23 protein-coding genes and 1 pseudogene are annotated in these 22,598 nt (G+C 34.8%); 9 read left to right on the top strand and 15 right to left on the bottom strand.

Annotation, left to right across the window (positions count from 1 at the left end; translation table 11 throughout):
- Positions 1–25 precede the first annotated feature (25 nt).
- Positions 26–699 (top strand): annotated as a pseudogene (gene mnmD, locus CLU97_RS08520) (tRNA (5-methylaminomethyl-2-thiouridine)(34)-methyltransferase MnmD).
- Positions 700–899: 200 nt separating this feature from the next.
- Positions 900–1,316: an NUDIX hydrolase gene (locus CLU97_RS08515; protein WP_121487551.1), complete on the top strand. Its 417-nt coding sequence runs from the start codon at positions 900–902 to the stop codon at positions 1,314–1,316.
- Positions 1,317–1,337: 21 nt separating this feature from the next.
- On the opposite strand, the gene CLU97_RS08510 is transcribed toward CLU97_RS08515, so the two are convergent.
- Entirely contained in the window at positions 1,338–2,042 is a 705-nt protein-coding gene (locus CLU97_RS08510) for a DUF4294 domain-containing protein (RefSeq protein ID WP_121487550.1), read from the bottom strand.
- A gap of 51 nt (positions 2,043–2,093) precedes the next feature.
- Here CLU97_RS08510 and CLU97_RS08505 point away from each other — a divergent pair, with 51 nt between their 5' ends.
- Both CLU97_RS08505 and rpe read left to right on the top strand, forming a co-directional pair.
- Entirely contained in the window at positions 2,094–3,167 is a 1,074-nt protein-coding gene (locus CLU97_RS08505; RefSeq protein WP_121487549.1) for a M42 family peptidase, read from the top strand.
- A gap of 117 nt (positions 3,168–3,284) precedes the next feature.
- On the top strand, positions 3,285–3,935 hold the full coding sequence (rpe, locus tag CLU97_RS08500; RefSeq protein ID WP_105682664.1) for a ribulose-phosphate 3-epimerase: 651 nt from the start codon (positions 3,285–3,287) through the stop codon (positions 3,933–3,935).
- Positions 3,936–4,154: 219 nt separating this feature from the next.
- On the opposite strand, the gene CLU97_RS08495 is transcribed toward rpe, so the two are convergent.
- The 3 genes from CLU97_RS08495 to CLU97_RS08485 are packed head-to-tail and all read right to left on the bottom strand — an operon-like array spanning position 4,155 to position 6,002.
- Positions 4,155–4,646: a DUF1772 domain-containing protein gene (locus CLU97_RS08495; RefSeq protein ID WP_121487548.1), complete on the bottom strand. Its 492-nt coding sequence runs from the start codon at positions 4,644–4,646 to the stop codon at positions 4,155–4,157.
- Between the two features lie 33 nt (positions 4,647–4,679).
- Positions 4,680–5,777 (bottom strand): DUF692 family multinuclear iron-containing protein, encoded by a 1,098-nt coding sequence (locus CLU97_RS08490; RefSeq protein WP_121487547.1) that lies wholly within the window; start codon positions 5,775–5,777, stop codon positions 4,680–4,682.
- Positions 5,778–5,780: 3 nt separating this feature from the next.
- Positions 5,781–6,002, bottom strand: coding sequence for a hypothetical protein (locus tag CLU97_RS08485; protein WP_121487546.1), 222 nt, complete (start codon positions 6,000–6,002; stop codon positions 5,781–5,783).
- Positions 6,003–6,158: 156 nt separating this feature from the next.
- Here CLU97_RS08485 and CLU97_RS08480 point away from each other — a divergent pair, with 156 nt between their 5' ends.
- A complete protein-coding gene (locus CLU97_RS08480; RefSeq protein WP_121487545.1) occupies positions 6,159–8,006 on the top strand; it encodes an alpha-L-fucosidase in 1,848 nt (615 codons plus the stop codon).
- A 68-nt stretch (positions 8,007–8,074) separates the two neighbouring features.
- On the opposite strand, the gene CLU97_RS08475 is transcribed toward CLU97_RS08480, so the two are convergent.
- The 9 genes from CLU97_RS08475 to CLU97_RS08435 form a co-directional block, all read right to left on the bottom strand.
- Positions 8,075–8,491: a nucleoside-diphosphate kinase gene (locus CLU97_RS08475; RefSeq protein WP_048507564.1), complete on the bottom strand. Its 417-nt coding sequence runs from the start codon at positions 8,489–8,491 to the stop codon at positions 8,075–8,077.
- 630 nt (positions 8,492–9,121) lie between these two features.
- A complete protein-coding gene (gene rsgA, locus CLU97_RS08470) occupies positions 9,122–10,048 on the bottom strand; it encodes a ribosome small subunit-dependent GTPase A (RefSeq protein ID WP_121487544.1) in 927 nt (308 codons plus the stop codon).
- A gap of 156 nt (positions 10,049–10,204) precedes the next feature.
- A complete protein-coding gene (locus CLU97_RS08465) occupies positions 10,205–11,284 on the bottom strand; it encodes a chorismate mutase (protein ID WP_089691033.1) in 1,080 nt (359 codons plus the stop codon).
- Between the two features lie 401 nt (positions 11,285–11,685).
- A complete protein-coding gene (locus CLU97_RS23995) occupies positions 11,686–12,261 on the bottom strand; it encodes a hypothetical protein (RefSeq protein WP_228437583.1) in 576 nt (191 codons plus the stop codon).
- A gap of 38 nt (positions 12,262–12,299) precedes the next feature.
- On the bottom strand, positions 12,300–13,385 hold the full coding sequence (dnaX, locus tag CLU97_RS08455) for a DNA polymerase III subunit gamma/tau (RefSeq protein ID WP_121487543.1): 1,086 nt from the start codon (positions 13,383–13,385) through the stop codon (positions 12,300–12,302).
- 97 nt (positions 13,386–13,482) lie between these two features.
- A complete protein-coding gene (locus CLU97_RS08450; protein ID WP_047375406.1) occupies positions 13,483–14,115 on the bottom strand; it encodes a TetR/AcrR family transcriptional regulator in 633 nt (210 codons plus the stop codon).
- A gap of 5 nt (positions 14,116–14,120) precedes the next feature.
- Entirely contained in the window at positions 14,121–15,377 is a 1,257-nt protein-coding gene (locus CLU97_RS08445) for an aminotransferase class I/II-fold pyridoxal phosphate-dependent enzyme (RefSeq protein WP_121487542.1), read from the bottom strand.
- A gap of 427 nt (positions 15,378–15,804) precedes the next feature.
- Positions 15,805–16,161 (bottom strand): helix-turn-helix domain-containing protein, encoded by a 357-nt coding sequence (locus tag CLU97_RS08440; RefSeq protein WP_121487541.1) that lies wholly within the window; start codon positions 16,159–16,161, stop codon positions 15,805–15,807.
- 94 nt (positions 16,162–16,255) lie between these two features.
- On the bottom strand, positions 16,256–16,993 hold the full coding sequence (locus CLU97_RS08435) for a response regulator transcription factor (protein WP_121487540.1): 738 nt from the start codon (positions 16,991–16,993) through the stop codon (positions 16,256–16,258).
- A gap of 108 nt (positions 16,994–17,101) precedes the next feature.
- On the opposite strand from CLU97_RS08435, the gene CLU97_RS08430 reads away from it, so the two are divergent.
- A complete protein-coding gene (locus tag CLU97_RS08430; protein ID WP_121487539.1) occupies positions 17,102–17,749 on the top strand; it encodes a DUF1349 domain-containing protein in 648 nt (215 codons plus the stop codon).
- 90 nt (positions 17,750–17,839) lie between these two features.
- Here the strand turns inward: CLU97_RS08430 and CLU97_RS08425 are convergent, their stop codons facing one another.
- A complete protein-coding gene (locus CLU97_RS08425) occupies positions 17,840–18,049 on the bottom strand; it encodes a hypothetical protein (protein WP_228437580.1) in 210 nt (69 codons plus the stop codon).
- Between the two features lie 741 nt (positions 18,050–18,790).
- Between CLU97_RS08425 and CLU97_RS08420 the strand changes: the two genes are divergently transcribed.
- Both CLU97_RS08420 and CLU97_RS08415 read left to right on the top strand, forming a co-directional pair.
- Positions 18,791–19,765: a sensor histidine kinase gene (locus tag CLU97_RS08420; RefSeq protein ID WP_121487537.1), complete on the top strand. Its 975-nt coding sequence runs from the start codon at positions 18,791–18,793 to the stop codon at positions 19,763–19,765.
- Between the two features lie 5 nt (positions 19,766–19,770).
- Positions 19,771–20,382: a response regulator gene (locus tag CLU97_RS08415; RefSeq protein ID WP_121487536.1), complete on the top strand. Its 612-nt coding sequence runs from the start codon at positions 19,771–19,773 to the stop codon at positions 20,380–20,382.
- 135 nt (positions 20,383–20,517) lie between these two features.
- Here CLU97_RS08415 and CLU97_RS08410 read toward each other — a convergent pair whose 3' ends face one another.
- A complete protein-coding gene (locus tag CLU97_RS08410) occupies positions 20,518–21,363 on the bottom strand; it encodes a hypothetical protein (RefSeq protein ID WP_121487535.1) in 846 nt (281 codons plus the stop codon).
- A gap of 270 nt (positions 21,364–21,633) precedes the next feature.
- Here CLU97_RS08410 and CLU97_RS08405 point away from each other — a divergent pair, with 270 nt between their 5' ends.
- The gene (locus CLU97_RS08405) at positions 21,634–22,590 is read left to right on the top strand and encodes a helix-turn-helix domain-containing protein (RefSeq protein WP_121487534.1); all 957 of its coding nucleotides are present in this window, start codon (positions 21,634–21,636) and stop codon (positions 22,588–22,590) included.
- The last annotated feature ends 8 nt before the right edge of the window (positions 22,591–22,598 follow it).

Genomic DNA, 22,598 nt, shown 5'->3' with positions numbered 1-22,598 from the left:
AGAGTAAATTTGACAAAAAAATAGCTTGAAAAGAGAGATTAAGACCACAAACGACGGAAGTAAAACATTGTTTATCAATGAATTAAATGAAAATTATCATTCTCACCATGGAGCACTTCAGGAAGCCGAACATGTGTTTATTAAAAATGGATTAAATTTGATAAATGATTACGAAATTAATATTTTAGAACTCGGTTTTGGAACAGGTTTGAATGTTTTGGTGACAATTAATGAATATTTAAAAACTGACAAAAATCATGTCATTAATTATTTTTCTCTGGAAAAATACCCCATAAATGAATCCGAAGTTAAGGATTTAGCTTACTTTGAGCTTTTTGACAATCCTGAGTTTAAAAATATTTATCAGAAAATTCATCTGGCAGATTGGGAAAAGTCAGTAGAAATCATTAGTGGATTCAACTTAAAAAAGATAGAATGTGATTTTTTGACCTGAAAGACATAGATCTGCCCAAAATCAATCTTGTTTACTTTGATTGTTTTGGAGCCAGAGTGCAGCCTGACCTTTGGGAAAAGCCCTTATTTGAACTGGTATCTGACAAAATGGCTATTAACGGATTATTAACCACCTACTCTTCTAAAGGCAGTGTAAGAAGAATCCTTCAGGAACTGAATTTCCAGGTTGAGAAAAAACAGGGACCTCCGGGAAAAAGAGAGATGATTAATGCCATTAAATTATAGAATGGAAGTTGGATATTTACAACCGACTGTTTAATTAATTTTGATTTTTTATTTCAAAATAATAATCAATATATAAGATATGTTGATTCAAGATTATTAAAAATAGATCGTATTAAACTTCCAGCTTCGCACTTCCAACTTCCAGCTTTTTCTCAACAAATTTCCTTACATTAGCTATACAAATATTATACATTATATATATGATAGATAAGATCAACATTAGAGTGTATGCATGTGCGGTAAAAGACAAACAGGTTCTTACATTATTTGAAGAATATGCCGGCGAACCTTTAATGAAATTCCCGGGTGGCGGGTTGGAATATGGTGAAGGAGTTCTGGAGTGTCTGCATCGTGAATTTGATGAAGAACTGAATGTGAAGATCAATATTCTGGAACATTTCTATACTCAGGAAAGCTTTCTGGTATCGCGTTTCAAAGAAAATGAGCAGCTTCTTACTATTTACTATATAGTAGATATAGCAAATGAGGAAGATTTTATTATTCTGGATCCCTGCATTGAAAAAACAGAATGGATTGACATAGACAGACCAGACAATCCTTTTCCTCTTCCAGTAGATAAGATTGTATTCGATAAATTAAAAGAAAAATTCCTGTAAGTGACCTTACAGGAATTTATATTATTTCTTAACTTTAAAATCATTAGCTCCCGGGTAAGGCTGCAGATAGCCTGAATTCCAGTTGGACTGAAGCAGTGATTCTATAAATTCATCGGTTCTGTTATTGTGGGGATCATAGCGGTCTTTCAAATCAATATCAGCCATTTTTCCTTTTACATTCCACCAAAAAGCGCTCCATCCTCCTCTCAGTTCTTTAATAATTTCATATACATTTTTTCCGGTAGCCCTGTTCATCAGCTTGGCAAAAACCTGTCCTTCGGTTGTGGTAAGATCTCTCAGCTGTTTTTCATACTGATCAGCAAGCATATTCTGTCTTTCTCTTACAAATTTTCTTTTGGCTTTGCTGTCCATATCATTCATATCTACCTGTATGTCCCTATATTGCTGTAATGCAGTCACAAATAGCGGATATACCCTGTACAGCTTTTTATTGAGAAAATAATAGTAATTCTTATCCAGCTGATTATTAAATCTCGGTTTATTCACCAAAACCAGTTCATCCAGTACTACTACAGGTTCACCATTGATCTCGTAAACTTTGATCTTCTGCTGTTCGTCGTAATAATACTTATTGCCAAATTCATCCACTTTCAGCAATTCAGGTGGATATTGATTGAGCGGTTTTGCCACTATCCCATCTTTTTGACCAAAAACACTGACTCCAAAAAAGAATATAAAAAGGCAGATAATCTTACTAAAATTCATTATTTTTACACTTATAAGAACAAAAATTAAACGCAAAAATCATTCCTTTTTATGAAATTTGAAAAGAAATCTTTGAAATTTTTAGAAAATTATTTAAATACTTCGTCGCCAACAGGTTACGAACACAAAGGACAGGAAGTCTGGATGAACTATATCAGACCTTATGTAGACAAAATAGAAGTAGACCATTACGGAACCTGTTATGGGATCATTAATCCGGAAGCCGAATTTAAAGTAGTGATTGAAGCCCATGCTGATGAAATTTCGTGGTACGTTAATTATATTACAGATGACGGATTAATTTATGTTATCAGAAACGGAGGTTCAGACCAGACAATTGCTCCTTCAAAAGTGGTTCATATTCACGGAGAAAAAGGAATTGTAAAAGGAGTATTCGGATGGCCGGCTATCCATACAAGAACCAATCAAAATGAGCCTACTCCAAAAATCGAAAATATCTTTATCGACTGTGGTGCAACTTCTAAAAAAGAAGTTGAAGAAATGGGAATTTTTGTGGGCTGCATGATTACTTACCCTGATGAATTCTTTGAAATGAACGACAGATATTTCGTTTGCAGAGCATTAGACAATAGAATCGGAGGTTTTATGATTGCTGAAGTAGCAAGACTTTTAAAAGAAAATAAAAAATCTATTCCTTTCGGGCTTTATATTACCAATTCTGTACAGGAAGAAGTTGGTTTATACGGAGCAGACATGATTGCTGATACCATCAAACCTAATATCGCGATTGTAACGGATGTTACCCACGATACCACTACCCCAATGATCGAAAAGAAAAAAGAGGGAGATCAGAAATGTGGTGCAGGACCGGTAGTCTTCTTCGCCCCAAGTGTTCATCACACCATCAGAGAACTGATTATTGACACTGCAAAAGCTAAAAAAATACCTTTCCAAAGAGCGGCCGCAAGCAGAGCTACAGGAACAGATACAGATGCCTTTGCTCATTCTAACGGCGGAGTACCAAGTGCGTTAATTTCCTTACCTTTGCGTTATATGCATACTACAGTAGAGATGGTTGCTAAAGAAGATGTAGGTAATGTAATTAAGCTCATCTACGAAACCATTCTTAAGATCAAGCCGGAAATGAAACTGAAGTATCATTAGTAGAATCAAGATGCAAGACACAAGATTCAAGACAATTAAAGTATGACCATAAAACATTTGTTTTCAACCTATTTTGATTCTTGGTTCCTGACTCTAAATATCTAATATAAAGTAAAAATGAAAACGAAGCTTATTGCTCCATCCCTTTTATCTGCAGACTTTGGGAACCTGCAAAGAGACATTGAAATGCTGAACAACTCTCAGGCCGACTGGTTCCACATTGATGTAATGGACGGCAGATTTGTTCCTAACATTTCATTTGGTTTTCCGGTGATGAAAACTGTTCAGCAGCATGCCAAAAAATTCGTAGATGTTCACCTGATGATTGTGGAACCTGAAAAATATGTTGATGAATTCATCAATCATGGTGCAGATCTTATTTCTGTACATTATGAGGCATGTACTCACCTTCACAGAACTATTCATCATATTCAGAGCAAGGGAGCAAAAGCAGGTGTTGTTTTAAACCCTTCCACTCCGGTATTAATGCTTGAAGATATTATTGCAGATGTAGATCTTGTATTGTTGATGAGCGTAAACCCAGGATTTGGAGGCCAGAAATTCATTGAAAACACCTACAAAAAGATTGCTGAAACCAAAGATCTGATCCTAAGCAATAACTCTACAGCGCTTATCGAAATAGATGGCGGTGTAAATCTTGACAATGCTTCTAAACTTTTTGAAGCCGGAGCTGATGTTCTTGTAGCTGGAAATGCTGTTTTCTCAACAGAAAGCCCTGAAAGAACCATTGAACTTCTAAAGATTTAACAGGTCAGCTTATCTTAATAATAAACAAAAGGCAGCCATTGGCTGCCTTTTCTCTTGTTTGAAATTGAAGTCTTCTTGGTTATAAATCTTTTTTCAACATTGAAAATGTTAAAATCTGTTTTGTCTTGCTAACAACACAAATATCTGAATAAAACCATTCTTACACATCCGTAGAAATACCGAATATAATTATTGCGTATTTCTACCTAATTTTCTTTTTTAAATATCCTTGTTCCACATACAGGCACAGACTACAAAAATGATTGAAATGACGGAGAAGACCGTTCTTATATTATTCAGGAAGTTCCATCTGTTTTCAAAATTATCACGCATCTGTTTGATTGCTTCTGTTGTAGAGCCCGAGATATCAAACTTATCCAGAGTATCATTCATTGGAACATTTCCGACAACTGTTACTCCAAAAACTCCAATAAGATAAGCCAGCGTTGCCAATAAAAGAAAAATAAAAACAGGCTGATGTCCACGGAATAAAAAGGCAGATACCGGAAGAAGAATTGCTGTTCCCATAAAACTCATAAAAAAGACCGGATTGAGAATTTCCCGGTTAATGTTCTGCATTGCTTTTAGGTATTCAGCATCGGAAAGTTTTCCTAATCCAAGAACAACCGAGCATGAATAAGCATAGAAAAGTCCTCCAATCAAAGCAGTGAGAACAGCGGTAATGATCAATACGAGTGTTGTCATTTTCATATAATTTGATTTTGGTTATCAGGTAAAAATGAATTAATAAGGATTCCATTTTTTAATGATATTCTGAGCCGTAAGAATCATTTCCGGATCCCATTTTTCGGTTTTAAAATAATGAAAATCCTGATCTTTAATAGTTTCCGCATCTACATTGTCAAAAAGAAGTCGTGTAAGTCTTGACTGCTCTTCAAACAAAACAAGATCTTCCAAAGGTTTCTCTGAAAGTTTTATCTCTTTTTTATTCCAGCTCTTTTTTTCATTTTCTTTCCAGTCTGAAGCTTCAATAATGCCTTTAACTTGATTAAAATCATTCAGAAAATCGTCTTTTTCTTCTTCTGTTTTCAAAGTATGCCCAAGCCTTTCAATAATGACATATTCAAGATTTTGACATTGTGTCAGTACACTGGGTAAAACAGAAAAAATCTCCTTTGGTATAACATCATCATGCGTATCTCTTCTCACCTGCTTTTTTCCATAAGCACTTTCCTGCCAGCTTCCTCCCGAAAGATGAATTTCTTTGACTTTTTCCAAAGGATATAAATCAATTATTTCCTGCATTTCTACTTCAAAATTATACGATTGGCAATAGATATTATGAAGATCTAGAATCAGAAAACCATTGGTATCTTCTGTCAGTTTATCCAGAAAAACACTTTGTTCTTTAACATCGTCAACAGAAAACGAAAAGGCCAGATTTTCTATACCTACAGGAATATTTACAGCCTCCTGAAGTCTGTACAGCCTATCTTTTCCTATCTCTAAGGTTTTGGGATTCAAAGATACAGGCAACGGCACTCCCTGGTGAAAATTTTCGATATTCATGAAACCAAAATGTTCCGTGATATGATTGTATTTCCGCAGGCTGACTTCTTCTTTAAGCTTTTTCAGCCATTCTTCCTGCCTTCCTGTCCATCTTGCATCAAACAGGGAATAATAAACACCATGCCCTATTAATCGGTTATTTTCTGCATAAAAATTCAGAAGATCACGAAGCCAGTCTGGTTCATGGGAGTGATAAAGCGTATCAAAAGACCATTCCAGCACATCCACCGAATTGCTTTGTAACAATGGCAAAACAGCAGAAACAAAATCTGTTTCTGCCATCATTGATATTCCTAACAGCGGTTTGTTCATATTTTATCCCATTCCACAAGCCGGACAGCCATGTCCACGAGGAATAACGCTGTCTCTTTTCACAATAACTGCAGGCTTGTCTGGTTTTGGTTTTTCCGGTGTTTTAACCACTGACTCTTTTTTAACTTTCTTTATGGGTTTCTTCGTTTTATTGACTGGCTTGCTAGTTTGTGCAGAAACCCCTACTGCCAACAAACTCGTCATTAATACTATGGGAATTTTCATAATCAATATTTTTCAGATAAAATTTGCAATAAGCGTTCCATTTATAAAAATACAATAATAAGTAACGTTTTACTGCCATTTATCAATAAATATCAGAAACTATTTTATGCTATAATGCATTCTTTATTTATATTTAATGTTAAAATAAATCTTTATATGAAAAACAGTCTGATTAAAGCTGTTTTCCTTGGATTAATATTATCTGCACGTAGTATTGATGCCCAAGTGGAGACTGTTGACAACAGCAAAAAAATGGAATGGTTTAAAAATGCCAAACTGGGTATTTTTATTCACTGGGGAATTTATTCCGTGAATGGAATTTCAGAATCCTGGTCATTTTTCAACAATTATATCAATCACGAAAATTACATGAAACAGCTGAATGGTTTTTCAGCTTCAAAATACCAGCCCGAACAATGGGCAGCTCTGATTAAAGAATCCGGAGCGAAATATGCTGTTATTACCACCAAACATCATGATGGTGTGGCTTTGTGGAACTCAAAAGCAGAAAATGCGACTACTATTCCTCAACAGTCTTTAGCCAAAAAAGATGTTTTAAGCCCTTTTGTTTCTGCATTGAAAAAATCAGGATTAAAAACCGGTCTCTATTTTTCTTTACCGGATTGGAGCCATCCGTATTACGACATCAATACCCGCACAAAAAAGCGCTACGACATTAAGAATGATCCGAAACGCTGGCAGAATTTCATCAATTATTATCAAACTCAGCTTAATGAACTGTCTTCTCAATATTCGCCGGATCTTCTTTGGTTTGATGGAGATTGGGAGCATACTTCCGAAGAGTGGAAAGCCCCGCAAACCCTTGATTTACTCAAAAAATATAATTCCAATATTATTATCAATTCAAGGCTCAACAACCATGGAGATTATGATACTCCTGAACAAGGAGTTCCGGTTATTCCGCCTCAAAATCCTTACTGGGAACTTTGCTATACGATGAATGATTCCTGGGGATTTCAACCTTATGACAAAGCATACAAAACACCCAATATGATTGTCAGAACCCTGGCAGATGTCATCAGCATGGGAGGAAATCTTCTGCTTGATATTGGACCGAAATCAGACGGCACTATTCCGGAAGAACAAATGGAGATTCTGAAAAACCTTGGAAGATGGACCTCTAAAAATCAGCGCGCCATTTATGAAACGATCCGTGGCATTCCGTTTGAAAATTATAAAGGAAAATCTTCATTTTCTACCTCTAAGAAATCATTATTTCTTTATCTGGAAGAAGCTAAAAACTTTACAAAGATCTATGGACTGGCAACTAAGCCTATTTCTGCAAAAATTATAGGAGATCCTACTGCTGCTATTACAATGGATTACAATAGTGAAAAAACACTGACTGTTCATTTTTCCAATATGAAATTTGACAAAGATGTCACTGTTGTTGAGCTCACTTTTGATGCTCCACCGATATTTTTGAAGGATTTTAAAACAGAAGAACGTTCTCTGTCCGAAATTTTAGACAATAAGAAGACCCTGGAAGCTGTTTACAATATTTCCAATATGCTTCATAATGGAAATAATCTCCTGACTTCTTCAGGATTAACCAGTGATGGACTTGACATGACGATCAGAAAAACACCTAAAACAAATCCTGAAACCTTACAATGGATCAGTAAGCATGCAGAAGCTCTTTTTGAAACCGAAAAAGGACTCCCGAATGGGCATTATTCCGGAATGAGTGCATTATCAAAAGACAAACAGACGCTTTATCTTTTTGTTGAAGGAACACCTACCGGCCCTATTGCTTTAAAAGGTATAAAAAACGGGATTGCCAGAATAAGAGTTGTGGGTGAAGGCACTATGCTGTCTCATACCATTTACAATAAACTTTACTGGAGTGACAGACCCGGTATTATTTATATTGATATTCCAAAGGAAAAACTTGACAAGCAAATGACTGTAATTGCTGTTTTACTGAATAAACCTCTGGAACTGTACAGAGAAAACGTAGGAGCCATTGAGAATAACCTTTAAAGCGACCCCATAAAAAACAAATATCCGGAGATTTCTCTCCGGATATTTTATTTTGTAAGATAATCTTCTTAGAAAATCTCTCTTCCTGAAAAATGGAACTGAGCTTCGATTAATGCATTCTCGTTAGAATCTGAACCGTGAACTGCATTTTCTCCAATGCTTCTTGCAAACATTTTTCTGATTGTACCTTCTGCTGCTTCTGCAGGGTTAGTAGAACCGATTAATGTTCTGAAGTCTTCAACTGCATTGTCTTTTTCTAAAACTGCAGCTACGATAGGGCCAGAGCTCATGAATTCTACTAATTCTCCATAAAATGGTCTTTCAGCATGTACTTCGTAGAATTTTTTTGCATCAGCAACTGTAAGCTGAGTTAATTTTAAAGCTTTGATTTTGAAACCTCCTTCAGCAATCTTTCCCAATATAGCACCGATATGTCCGTCTGCAACAGCATCAGGCTTAATCATAGTGAATGTAATGTTAGACATAAATGTATATTTTTTTAATGGCGCAAAATTACAAAAAATATCTTTGATTTTTATTTTAATTTTTTTTAACATAAAAATAACTTTTATTAAGAAATTATGAACCAAACTTTGGCATAGTAATTGTTTATTCTATTGCGATTCTCATGTTTAATTTGAGTTTTCATGGTTATTAGTTTTTACCCAGCTTCGGCTGGGTTTTTTATTTTCAAAAAATAAGGGTATTTTTTATTAATTATATAATTTTTAAAACAATATCGAATCATATTTAATGATATTATCTGTTTCAATTCAATTGATAAAACAATTCGACTTTTTCAAAATTGATTTTTAAGATCAATCAAAATGTGACAAAAGTGGAGTTATCTGCCAAAATAGCGATGCCAAAAAGTAGAGTTATTTAAAAACGTATTTTTTTATCAAAATTCAAAAAAATAAAACATTAAAAAACCTGAAAATAACCATCACATTGAATTTACTCTTAAAATCAATAAACCCACAAAATATCTTACTGAAATTACGATAATAGAATAGCAAAGCATAAGGTTCTATTAAAGCGCACCCTTTGCGACCAGCAAAAAAAATTTAAAACAAAAAAAAAGAGACTATCCAGTGATAGTCTCTTTGTAAATTTTATTTCTGGGAAGCTTCTTCCGCTTCATCCATCAGTTTAATATAGGTAGCATAGCGCGAATGCTGAATTTCACCCGTTTCAAGGGCATCAATAACGGCACACTTTGGTTCATTGATGTGAAGACAGTTGTGGAATTTACATTCTTCTCTTTTCTTGAAAATCTCAGGGAAGTAATGCTGTACTTCTTCTTTCTCAATATCAATCATAGCAAATTCACGAACACCAGGGGTATCAATAACATTTCCGCCAAAATGCCAGAAATGCATTTGTGCAAAGGTTGTTGTATGTTTCCCTTTAAGATGGGTATCTGAAATTTCGGACGTTTTTAAGTTTAATCCGGGCTGTAAAGCATTCACCAAAGTAGATTTTCCACAACCGGAATGGCCAAAGAATACGGACGTTCTGTCTTTAAGTATTTCCTGTAGCTGGTCAAGATTCAATTTTAAATAAGAAGAAATTTCCAAAGTCTCATACCCTATTTCCTGATAAAGGAATTCTATGTCTTTTACAATTTCAGCTTCTTCCTCATGAAGAACATCCATTTTATTAAAAAGGATAACGGGTGTAATATTGTAGGCTTCACAACACGCCAAAAATCTGTCAAGAAATCCTAAAGATGTTTCGGGATGCTTCAGTGTGAAGATAAAACATGCTAAATCAATATTGGAAGCAATAATGTGAGCTTCTTTTGAAAGGTTTACCGATTTTCTGATCAGGTAATTGGTGCGTGGCTCGATTTTCGTAATCCAGGCAATATCATCCTGTTCCAGTTGAAACTCAACAAAATCTCCTACAGCAAGTGGATTGGTAAGTCTGGTTTTTATTAATTTGAATTTCCCCCTGATTCTGGCCTCGAAAATTTTATTTGTTTCCAATTCCAAAACCTGGTACCAACTGCCTGTAGATTTAATGATTTTTCCTTTCATAGATAATGCTGGTGCAAATATACGTAATTAGGGCTTAGCATTCAGGAAATAGGTTTAAAAACACATGTTTCTGTCACACTAAATACTGATGCCTAAGCCCTAATTTATTTTTTAACTGAAAATGAGTGTAGGTTTTACCCTAGCTTCCTTTTCAATTTATCTTTCGATCATAATATTATTCTGAACTTCAATAGATTCTTCGTGAATCGCTTTGAATACTTTTTCAATGAATTCCTGAGACATTCCTGTTTCTTTCGCTTTTTGATTAGCGTATTCCGTGATGACTTTCCAACGTTCAGGCTGGAAGATTGCAATATCATTCTCTTTTTTAAGCTTACCTATCTTTTCAGAAATTTTCATTCTTTGAGAAAGCAGTTCAATTAACTGGAAGTCAAGATCTGAAATTAAAGTTCTGTGTCTTCCCATTTCACCTTCAAAACCTGCAAGATTAGAGCTTCTTACTTTCAAATTACCGATAAGATCCGCAAGAACTTCCGGTGTAATCTGCTGAGAAGCATCACTCCACGCCTCATCAGGATTGCAGTGAGATTCAATGATAGCTCCCTGGTATCCTACGTTAAGCGCTTCCTGTGTAATATCAGCAAGACCTGTTCTGTTTCCGCAGATGTGAGAAGGGTCAATCAGCATTGGAATATTCGGGAACTGGCTTTTGAAATCAAGGGCAATCTGCCAGTTCGGATTATTTCTGTATTTTGTTTTCTGGTACGTTGAAAATCCTCTGTGAATTGCCCCCAGGTTTTTAATATCCTGGCCTAAAAGTCTTTCCAAAGCTCCAATCCATAAAGCAAGATCCGGATTAACAGGATTTTTCACGAATACCGGCTTGTCTGTTCCTCTTAAAGCCATAGCTATTTCCTGTACTGTAAATGGGTTTACTGTAGAACGAGCTCCGATCCAAAGAACGTCCACATCTGCTTCTAATGCTGCAAATACGTGGTGAGCATTGGCAACTTCTGTAGCTGTTTTAAAACCGTACTCTTCTTTTACTTTTTTCAGCCAGTTCAAACCGATCACTCCTACTCCTTCGAAACCGTTTGGTTTTGTACGTGGTTTCCAGATTCCTGCACGGAAAACGGATACATTTGCGTTGGATTCTTTAATCCTTTTAGCTGTTTCAAGCATCTGAGCTTCACTTTCTGCGCTGCATGGTCCTGCGATCATTAGAGGTTGTGTAAGCTCATTGATCCACTCATTTTTCAAATCATTTAAATTCATTATTCTAAATTTTATTGTTTTTTTATATCATTTTTTCGTTAACAGCAATAGCCCTTTGGATTATAAAATTTAATTTATAATTCTTTTCAAAAAATGCCGTTCAAAATTGTTTAAAGGAATCAGGAAAATAATAGGGCTCTACTTCTCCTGTATTTTTTGGAAAGAAATTCAGTTAACAGTACCAATAAAATCGGTAATACGTTCTGAAATTTCTATAATAAGAAGCAGAAAAACTAAAATAACCGCTAAAAAAGTAATTAGCGGGTGCAAAAAAAGACTGATATGTGTTAGTCAAATTTTCCATTTTATTCTGGAAATGTCTTTGTTTTAGCGTTTCTGGTTGTAATTTGTTTTTGTCAAAAACTTATTTTCGACAGAAATATTTGACAAATATATAAAAATTATGTCAAATCAAACTTCATTAAATCATCAAGATCTTTTAAAAGTGGATTTTTTTCTATAAATTTTTCAAACATTTTTCTTTTAGTCACCACTTCAATCTTCAGATTTTCAACGTCTCTCACGTATTCTATCTCGATAATATGGTTCTGAATTTTTCTTTTAAAATGATTAAAAAATTCTCCGCTTATTTTATCAAATTCTACTTTGGCAGAATCTGAAGGGAACAAAACTTTGATTTTATGTTCTTCAGCTTTTACCAGTTTAAAGGTTTTTACTGCATTAAATACAAAGTTGTTTTTCACCTGAAGCTGTTTAAGCATAATTTTCCATTCCATCTGCAGATCTGTATCTGTAAAATGGTTTTGGGGAAGATTTTCGGTTCTTACAGATACATTTTCTGTTTCTTCTACTTTATCTTCTTTATTCAGGAAAGAGTTGATGCTGAAACCGGAAGAGATTCCCGGTCTTGATAATGGTTTGGATGTTTTTGTTACTGGATTTTCCTGTACTTTATCCGAAACCGCAGTAGTATGTTCCGTTTTAACTTCCTTTTTCTCCGGAGCTTTTGCCGGCATTTTCACCTCCTGTCTCTCACTGAGAAACGGAGCCAGGATCAGGAACTTTTTTTTTTAGTATCGCCTAAATTAGCTGTCAGTGAAGCCAGCTGCATTAATGCAATTTCAACCGTAAGTCTTGGGTTTTTGGAATTCTTATAATTAATATCCGCATGGTTGCAGATTTCAATACCATCAATTAACTGCTGGGCGGCCCATTTCTGTCCCTGTTCTACAAACTTAGTCTTTGTCTTCTCTCCCACTTCAATGAGTTCCATGGTGGAAGTATTTTGTGCCATCATCAGATCTCTGAAATGATTCCCTAATCCGGCAATGAAAATATGAGGATCAAAACCTTTTTTTACAATCTCATTGAATGCGAAAAGCACTTCAGGAATTTTGTTTTCCTTGGCGAGATCCACAATATTCAAATACTGATCATAATCCAGGATATTTAATACTTCAGCTGCTTTTGCCAGCGTAATATTTTTCTGGGAGAAAGTAGAAAGCCTGTCGAAAATGGAAAGCGCATCTCTTAATGCACCATCAGCTTTTTGTGCGATCAGATACAATGCATCGTCTTCATACTGGATATTTTCTTTCTGGGCAATATTTTTGAGATGGCTCTGGATGTCTTCAATCGTAATTCTCTTGAAGTCGTAAATCTGACAACGGGATAAAATTGTTGGAATAATTTTATGTTTCTCCGTAGTAGCCAGAATGAAAATAGCATGAGCCGGCGGCTCTTCCAGCGTTTTCAGGAAGGCATTGAAAGCGGCAGAAGACAGCATATGAACCTCATCTATGATATATACTTTGTATTTACCCACCTGAGGGGCAAATCTTACCTGATCTATCAGTTCTCTGATATCATCTACAGAGTTATTGGATGCAGCATCCAATTCATAGATATTATAGGCAAAGCCGTCTTCTGAAACCGAGCCATCTTTCTCATTTATTTTTCTTGCCAGGATCCTTGCGCAAGTAGTTTTACCTACACCACGAGGACCACAAAAAAGTAATGCCTGAGCTAACTGACTTTCTTCAATTGCATGTTCTAAAGTATCTGTAATATGGGATTGCCCTACAACTGTATCAAACTCTTGAGGACGATATTTTCTTGCAGATACTATAAAATTTTCCATTGGTCAAAAATAAGAAATATAGTTTTAATTTGAAAATTAAAAGTTTTCAAATATCAACAAAAAAATATTTCTGTTTAAATAGGAAAACTTTTAACCTCTACTTTTTTTTGCTGTATGCAAAGTCAATTAACTCAACTATAGCGCCTTCAATCTCTTTTCTACCTTCTTCCGTTTTCAGGTCGATACCGCAGAACTTGTTGGCGTTATATCCTGTATAAAGGTTCAGGTAATAAGCTCCTGAAACAATCAAAGCCATAATTGCTCTGTGTCTTGTAGCTACTCCTTCACCAAAATAAGGATCTGAGATATTTCCAAATAAAACTTCTCCTACTTCCTCGCGCTGCTCAACTAATTTCTTAAGAATAGGCTTGCTTTCTGAAAGCTCCCAAAGGATAATCTTCTGAAGTTCTTTATTTTTCTTCAGGTTTTCGAACTGGTTCAGTACAACCATTTTGGTAAGTTCATGTCCACCGTCGGAGAAATCCATATCAACATCCTGGTTGACCTGGCTCCAATAATCCTGAGATTTGATATATTCATCGATTAGTTTATCAGTACTTCCAAAGTACTCATAGATCAATTTTTTATCAAATCCAGCTACGGCGGCAATTTTACTTACTTTTAGTCCGGAGTATCCTTTTACTCTTAAAATTTTACCAACTGCAGCAAGCAGTTTTTGCTTTGTTTTTTCTTTGTCCCTAATGGGACCCTGCACTACTTTTCTAGGCATAATTATTATTTTTTCGCAATATGCAATTTTTTATTAATATCATCAAACGCGTTAAGCGTTTTGTCGAGATGTTCTTTTTCGTGTCTTGCCGTTACACTCATCCTGATACGCGCATCTTTTCTTGGTACCGCCGGATAAAGAATCGGGTTGGTATAGATTCCTTTTTCTATTAGTAGTTTTCCGGCTTCGCCTGTTACATAGGGATCTCCAATTTTCACGGGAATGATTGCGGAACAGGTCACTCCTGTATCTAATCCTAAATTATCAAGACCTTTTTTGAAATAATTGATATTATTCCAGAGTTTTTCTCTCCAGATAGGTTCTTCGTCTATTAAATCAATGGCTTTAACAATTCCTGCGGATGATGGTGGAGCTGTTGCTGAGAAAATCTGCTGACGGGAATGGAATCTGATAAAGGCTGCTATTTTTTTATCAGCTATGACGTATCCACCCAGGTTTCCAAACGTTTTACTGAATGTTCCTGTGATGATGTCTACTTTATCCAATAATCCGGCTTCTTCCAAAGTACCTCTACCTGTTTCTCCAAGGATACCAACGCCATGCACGTCGTCTACCATTAGAAAGGCATTATACTTTTTCACAAGATTGTAGATCTCATTAATACGGGAGGTATCACCATCCTGGGAATACACTCCGTCCACAATAACGAGTTTCGTACGGTACAGATTTTCAGATACCTTCAAAATGTGTTCCAAAGATTCCAAATTATTGTGCGGAAATGTTTTTTTATTGGTAAAAGCACATCCTTCATGTACGCTGGCATGCACTGCCATGTCTAAAATAGCAAGATCTTCTTTCTGCATTAAGCACTGTAAACTAGCACTATTAGCGGTATAGCCGGTAGTAAACACTACGGCTTCATCTTCTGTTCTTTTAAAAAAACTTGAAATTCTTTTTTCTAAAGCATTGTGATAATCAAAGTAACCACCGATAAGAGGTGTAGCTCCTGTTCCTGTTCCATACTTCTCTATTCCTTCGATAGCTGCCTGTTTTACTTTCGGGTGCTGTGTAAATCCTAAATAATCACTTGATACAAAACTAACAAATTCTCTGTTTTGGTCTGCAATATTTACATTCAGTATTGCATTGGTTCCTGAAGTGTTCTTCAGCCTGTAGTTCATGTGTCCGTTAGACTTTACAAAGTCTAAATATTCATAAAAAATTTCAGCTCTTTGAGCCATATTGTTGTCTGGTATATTCTCAAAGTCTTTAATAGTTGCTGTTGTGAAATTGATGCTCATCCTTAATCTTGTTTGTTGTGGTTTAAAAGAAACAAATATATAACTATTTACAAGGCTTAAATGCCTCAATTAAGATTAAATATTATTAAAGACACAATATTTTACTCTTATCATCTGGAAACCAAAGTATTTAAATATACATCTATTTTTTTAACGTTTTCTACTTTTGAATTAATTAGTTTTTTATTACCTAAATTTAATAAAAAAAACAAACAATAAAGAAATATTAATACACAAATAATAAAAAAATGCAATTATTTTTCACAAACAACTCATTTATAAAAGATTATTTTTTTGCTATTTTAACATTTTAATTCACTAAACAACTTCTTAAACACAGCAATCTTAAAGGCCAAATCCCTACTCTGAAGCAAAAACCGCCGCCAATCTCTTGCTACAACAATATTAAACAAAAAAAGCAGTCAATTTAAATTTTTTTGGAATTTCTGAAATTTCCGGGAGTAAAGCCGGTCATTTTTTTGAAAAATTTCGAGAAATTAGAAGGATCATAAGTAAAAATACGGGCAATTTCTGCCACAGATTGGTCAGATTCCATAAGCATTTGTTTGATCTGATCAATAATTTTTTCATCATAAAAAGAACAAGGATGTTGTCCGGTTTCCTTTTTAATGGTATCCGTAAGGTGTTTATGGGAAATGGCAAGTTCTCCGGCAATTTCATTCAGTTCCAGGAATTCCGGAACATCTCCTGAGATTACATCCTGGATATGCTTATCTAAAAAAGTAAAATACTGGTGGGTAATTTCTTCGCTTCTTTTCATCATGTATGCTTCTTGCTAATCTATATTCAAGATATAAATTTAATCATTAAGATACAAAACAGCAAGGTGAATTTTTCGGATTTTGAAAACTGGATCTTTAATAAAAGCTGTCTTTGAATGCCTGTGTAGAGTTTTTAACCTTCAGCTTTTCCAGAATATTCTGACGGTGCCGGCTTACAGTATTGATGCTTATAGAGAGTAAATCTGCAATCTCTTTACTTGCATAACCCTCTCCTACAAACTTTAGGACTTCCAGTTCCCTTGGGCTTAGAATATTTTTATAATCAAGCTTATCTTTTACTATAATCTCTCCTTTTACAGTATCAATAATCATAAAATCCGGTGCAGAAGATGAAGAAAGAGCAATATTATAAAGACACAGAGCAAACCTCAATCTCCTGTTATATGGAGAATAAATATAGAACATACGATGTTTTACCCACCGATACTCTTCATTTTTATCTTTCATCCTTATTTTTGAAACAACACTGTATGCTGTACGCTGTTCCTTTTCTATACCTTCCAGTAATTTGAAAAAACGCAGCTCATGAATATATTTCTTCAGGCGGTCATCCGGATGTATCTTTTTCAGCATTTCTTCCTCCCAGATGGTGTTTATTTCTATTGGGTTTTCTCCTTTACTGAGCCCGAGCTCAACAGCTGCTCCGGATTTATAAATATAACTTTTATTGGCCTGCATATCACTTAATACAGATATCGCACCTTCCATTTCAGAATATACAAGTGCTCTTTGCTTATAGATTTCAATATCAAGCAAGCATTTTCGGGAGACTGTATCCAGTAATTTATCGCTGAGCTGTTCACGGATTTCCATAATGGTTATTTATCAGTATTGACGCGATTAGGGTTTAATTATACTTTTGCTAAAATAATAATTACCATTAGAACTTATTCAAAATAGTTAGAACTTATTCAAAATAGAATGAAGAAATTGCTTTTAGGTTTTTGCACCTTATTCCTGATTCAAAAGTTTTCTGCCCAGACTCTTGAGAAAATGACATGGTTTAACGAACCTGAAAAATGGGAGATCAAGAATAATAGCCTGACTATGTTTGTAACACCTCAAAGTGATTACTGGAGGATTTCGCATTATGGATTTACGGTAGATGATGCACCTTTTTATTACACTACTTACGGAGGTGAATTTGAAGCCAAAGTAAAAATCACAGGAAATTACAAGGCAAGATTCGATCAGATGGGACTTATGCTGAGAACAGACAAAGAACATTACATCAAAGCCGGAGTGGAATTTGTGGATGGAAAATATAATCTCAGCACTGTGGTAACTCACAGCAAAAGCGACTGGAGTGTTATCACTTTAGACAAAACACCTCCTGCCATATGGATAAAAGCAGTAAGAAGGCTGGACGCTGTAGAAATATTTTACTCTTTTGATGATAAAAATTATATCATGATGAGAAATGCTCCCCTACAGGACAACACTCCTGTAATGGTTGGTTTAATGGCAGCCTGCCCAGACGGACAGGGATTCAATGCTGTTTTTGAAAACTTTAAAGTAAACCATCTTCCGGACGAGCGCAGGCTAAAGTGGCTTGAAACCCATAAATAACGATTGAATTACACTTCAATATACAGTCAATTTTATTCGCCTCCCATCATTTCCGGGAGGTTTTTTGTAATGTCAACAACAGAGCAGGAATCAGCAGTTTTTAAAAGTCTTATGCAAAGTAATACTGACAGCTTTATTTTCATTAAACAGAACCGACAGGATAACTTTCTTTCCAAACCAAGTTTCACCCACATGGTAAGTCCAAATATTGTGTTTAAAAATATTGAAGCCATCACCCATTTCAGCTTTCACTTCATGGCGTGTTTTTCCAATAAGATGGTTAAAATCATCTTTATTCATTTCATTGTGTTTGCCAGTTCTTAACAAAACCAATGCCATTTAGCTAGAAATCAGCATGTTTTAGTAATATTTCTATGATAAATTTATATTTTTTAATGGAATAAAAAGGAATAGAAACATCAAAAGATCTCCTTAAAGAGACCCTTTGCTTTTTGAGATAAAACCGTTTGTGTTCTTAGAATCATTATTGAGACGGGCAAATGTCTTAATTGTTCTGAGAATATTTTTGCAAAAATATGAATATTCATCAGTGGTGACAAAGACATTCTGTAGAATTAACCTCAGCTTTTTGTCAAACTTTTACTACAACATCTACTCAGTAAATATTAAACCATTAAAATATAATTTCATAAAAACATACCTAAATAAAGATATTTTACATTTATAAAATTCTAAATCAAATCAAAAATTCAATATAGTATTGAGATTGAAACGAGATATTTTAAAATAAATTTATCACTTATTATTGAAATACTAAATAATTTTAAAAAAAACATTCTTCTTTACTATCCGCAAACCATGATAAAACTTATAGAAAACAGATTATATAATGTCATTTATCTCCATAATTTCACTATTTTTACACGATCAAAAAAAATAAAACACAATAGACCATAAAACCTCAATGATAAAAATTTATTTTCAATCGTTCCCGATCATTAAAAAAACTTCGACTTGTACAAATACTAATATTAACCGCCTATTGCGTTAGCAGGAGGCATAGATCAGTTTTGCACATCTATGAGAGTTTGGGCATTTATTTTTGCTTTTATATCTTTAACTGTTTCCGGACAGCGCCACATTTCCCCGTGGCACAATATAGACAACGGAGTTTCACCAATGGAGCCTCCTTTTTATCAGACAATCCTGTTCAGAGTGTCTGCAGCCATCCTTATTCTGATTATTATTACCGTTATTTTCCAGCTAACGACTAATTTTTTAAGAATAAAAAATAAAACATTAAAACAAATTGTTCACAATAAAAATTCTGAGCTAAAAGAAACTTATCTCCACCTGGAACTGGTAAAGAGTAATTTGCAAAAGGAAACAGAATATCAGAAAAAGCTGGTAGAAACTATCAGCCATGATATTACAACACCCATCAGGTTTATTGCGATGCTTTCTCAAAAAATTCATGAGTCTGATGATGTAGAGCTTCAGAAGAAATATTTTGACAGCATTTATAAATCGTCGGAGCAGCTGTATCAGTTTACCCTGAACTTAAAGGAATACACAGAGCTTTACAAAGCTGAAAATATCTTTGAAGAAAAAGAATATCCTATCAATAGAATCCTTGAAATCAAGAACAGATTATTCTGTGAAATTGCTAAGGAAAAAGGAACTGTTATTACCAATCTCACTGAACATAAAGTATACTCCAGAGTTAATGAAAGTATCTTAACCGCTATTATTCACAACATCCTGGATAATGCAGTGAAAAACACTTTTGAGGAAAATATAACTTTAAATATTACAGAAACTCCACAAAAATCTACCATAATAATTGCCGATACAGGAACTGGAATGTCTACAGAACAGATTGCAAGTTATATGAGCCTGTTTAAAAATCCTAAGCTTGAAACTCCCAGCTTCAAGGGAAAAGGGCTTGGCCTGCATATGGTGATTCATCTGGTGAAAAAGATCAATGCTGAAATCGGTTTCAGGCAAAACAAACCTCAGGGGACTGTGGTAGAAATAACACTCAATAAAAACTAATTTGTATGAATGAAAGAATTTTAATTGCTGATGATCACTATGTAGTAAGGGCCGGTACCTCTTTGGTTCTTGAAACGGCATATCCGGAGCTGAAAATAGATTTTGCAGAAAATTATGATGAGGTGAAGAAAAAGATTAGCTTTTCCCGTTATGATCTTCTTATTTTAGATATTGATATGCCCGGAACTCAGTATAAAAAAATGATTCCGGAACTGAAAGATATACAAAACGACCTTAAAATCCTCATATTTTCAGGATATGACAAAGATGTTGCCATTCAATACATCAGAGAAGGTGCAGAAGGCTATCTGAATAAACAAAGCAGCGAGGAAGAAATTAAAAATGCTATAAAAACGGTCATTGAAAAGGGTTATTTTTATCCTGCAGATCTTATTGGACTTATTATTCAAAACAAAAGAGACAATCCTGTAGAAAAGCTTTCTTCCCGTGAATATGAAATCTTCAAGCTTCTTGCTGATGGAAACGGGAATCTGGAAATTGCCAACAGGCTTAATATCCAGATGTCTACGGTAAGCACTTACAAAAAAAGGATTTTTCAAAAACTGAATGTGGGAAATATTGCAGAGCTAATTAAGGTTTATGAAATGATGCATTAAAAAAATTGGGCCGGAATCATAAAAATTCCAGCCCCTGAAAAAACACAAATCTCATTAGGTTTTAAACAGCTAACCTATTGAGCCCGTAGATATTTTTTTTATTTCATCGTATTTTTAGAATCGTCAGGCAGCTTATTAATAAAGCCTTTGTACAGAAAGAAACAATTCTCTCGTGTTATCTGACGTATTGGAGTCTGTGGTTGTAGCATCACTGCTTCCTGTAGCAGATTTGTTGTCTACACGGAATGCGTAATACACTCTGTACCATCTAGGTTCCGGTTCCTGTATGGTAATATCGAAGGTTACCGTTTCATTATTCGTTTGGGTAAGGTAAACACCGTCATCAAACTGTCTGTAGGCACCTGGTGACAATTTTATATTTCCGTTATCAGAATCTCCGGTATGGGTAGACATTTCTGAAACCCATATTTTTACATCTGAAGTTCCTACATTATAAAGTCTTGGATTAAAAGTAGTTGCCGCTCCTGTACCTGCTGAGCTGCTGTTAAATTGAGCATCAAGCCTTAAGAAACCTCCCAACACGGGAAGATCTGTAAGATAAGTACTCGCCAGCGTATTTGCCCCTGAAGTCCCTGCAGGAATGCTTCCATGATAATAAATTAAATCACCAATAGTTATATCATCATCTTTACCACCAAATGCAAATTTCCAAGTGGTTCCGTTGAACATATAATAACCAGCTTTATCTACTTTTGCCGTTTTTACAGATGGTGCGGTTACAGCCTGTGTTACATACACCAAAGCTCCGGTCTGTGCTGCTAAATAGACATCATCTTTTGCTTTCAGCTGATCTCCGGTTACTCTTGGAGCCATCACCCCATCTGGCACCGTAGCCACGTCTGGTTTACCTTCTACATGCAATGTTACTTTAGGAGAATCTGTATTAATCCCCACTTGGGAATATGCCGTTATTGAAAAACACATCATTATGCTGGCAAGAGTCAATTTTATTTTCTTCATTTTAGTATATTTGTTTAAAATTTATTTGACTTATTCAAAAATTGAATAAATCATGTGGGTCAATTGACGTTTCATCAATCAGCCTTTGTTGAGCTAGCTGGTGCAAAGTTATCCGCATTGATCAATCAAATTCGCGAACAATCAATGAAAAACCGGAAACGGCTCAACAAAACACAAACAATTAATAATCAATACATTAAATAACTCATTTTTGAATATTTGACTGTTGTAAAAAGTATTGGAATGATTTAAAATTATCTATTACCACAAATGACTGCTGAAAAAGACATAAAAATTGAACAGTACAAAAGACAGCTGATTTATTATTATAATCTTCTGATGTCTGTTATTCTTGCCATATTTGGTTTGATATTTGTTTTTATCATTCCTGATAAAATTATGGCCTGGTATCTTTTCGGTGGACTTTTTTTACTGGATTATACCTACATGATTGTTCGGAAAACCTACTCCGTGAATGTATTGGTACACTCCTACATTATTATTGCCGTACTTTATAATTTTTATATTATGCTTGCTTTTTGGGATAATTCTATAGCAAGCTTTGTATGGCTTATTCCAATTCCACTGGCGGCCTATGTCTTTTTTCAAAGAAAATATGTTTTTATTTACAGTGCATTTATATTACTGAATATTATTTTGGGATATCTCATCTCCAAAACTTTCAGCTTTAATTTTCCTAAGCACAGACCTGAAGATGTGAGAATTACTGACACGATTCTTATGATTTCCAATGTGGCCGTAATATCACTTCTGGTTTATTTTAAGGATAAAATAAAAAGGGTGGAAATCTATCATGAAATTGAAGAAAAAAAACAGAATACAGTAGTACAATCAGTCCCTGTATCAGAGAAAGCACCATTTGCAGATGAGCTGTTTGATAAAATAGAACTTATAATGACGGAAAAGCAGCTGTATAAAGATATTAATTTTAATATTTCAAAGCTTTCTGCAGAAATGGAGATCAACAGCAGCTATATTTCGAAATCAATCCGCACAAAAGGATATCCCAATTTCAATAATTATCTGAATAGACATAGAATTGAATGCGTAAAAAGACTTCTTAATGAAAATGATATTGAAAAGATAACTCTTATGTATATCTATACAGAAGCAGGATTCTCTAATCAGTCTACCTTCAACAGAGTTTTTAAACAGTTGGAAAATATTACACCTTCCGAATACATCAGCGGCCTGCAGCTTCATTGATTTGTTTC

Origin of the sequence: Chryseobacterium sp. 7, assembly GCF_003663845.1 — a bacterium.
Taxonomy (GTDB): Bacteria; Bacteroidota; Bacteroidia; order Flavobacteriales; family Weeksellaceae; genus Chryseobacterium.
The sequence above is the reverse complement of the archived record's forward strand: the minus strand, read 5'-3'. Positions and strand labels throughout refer to the sequence as shown.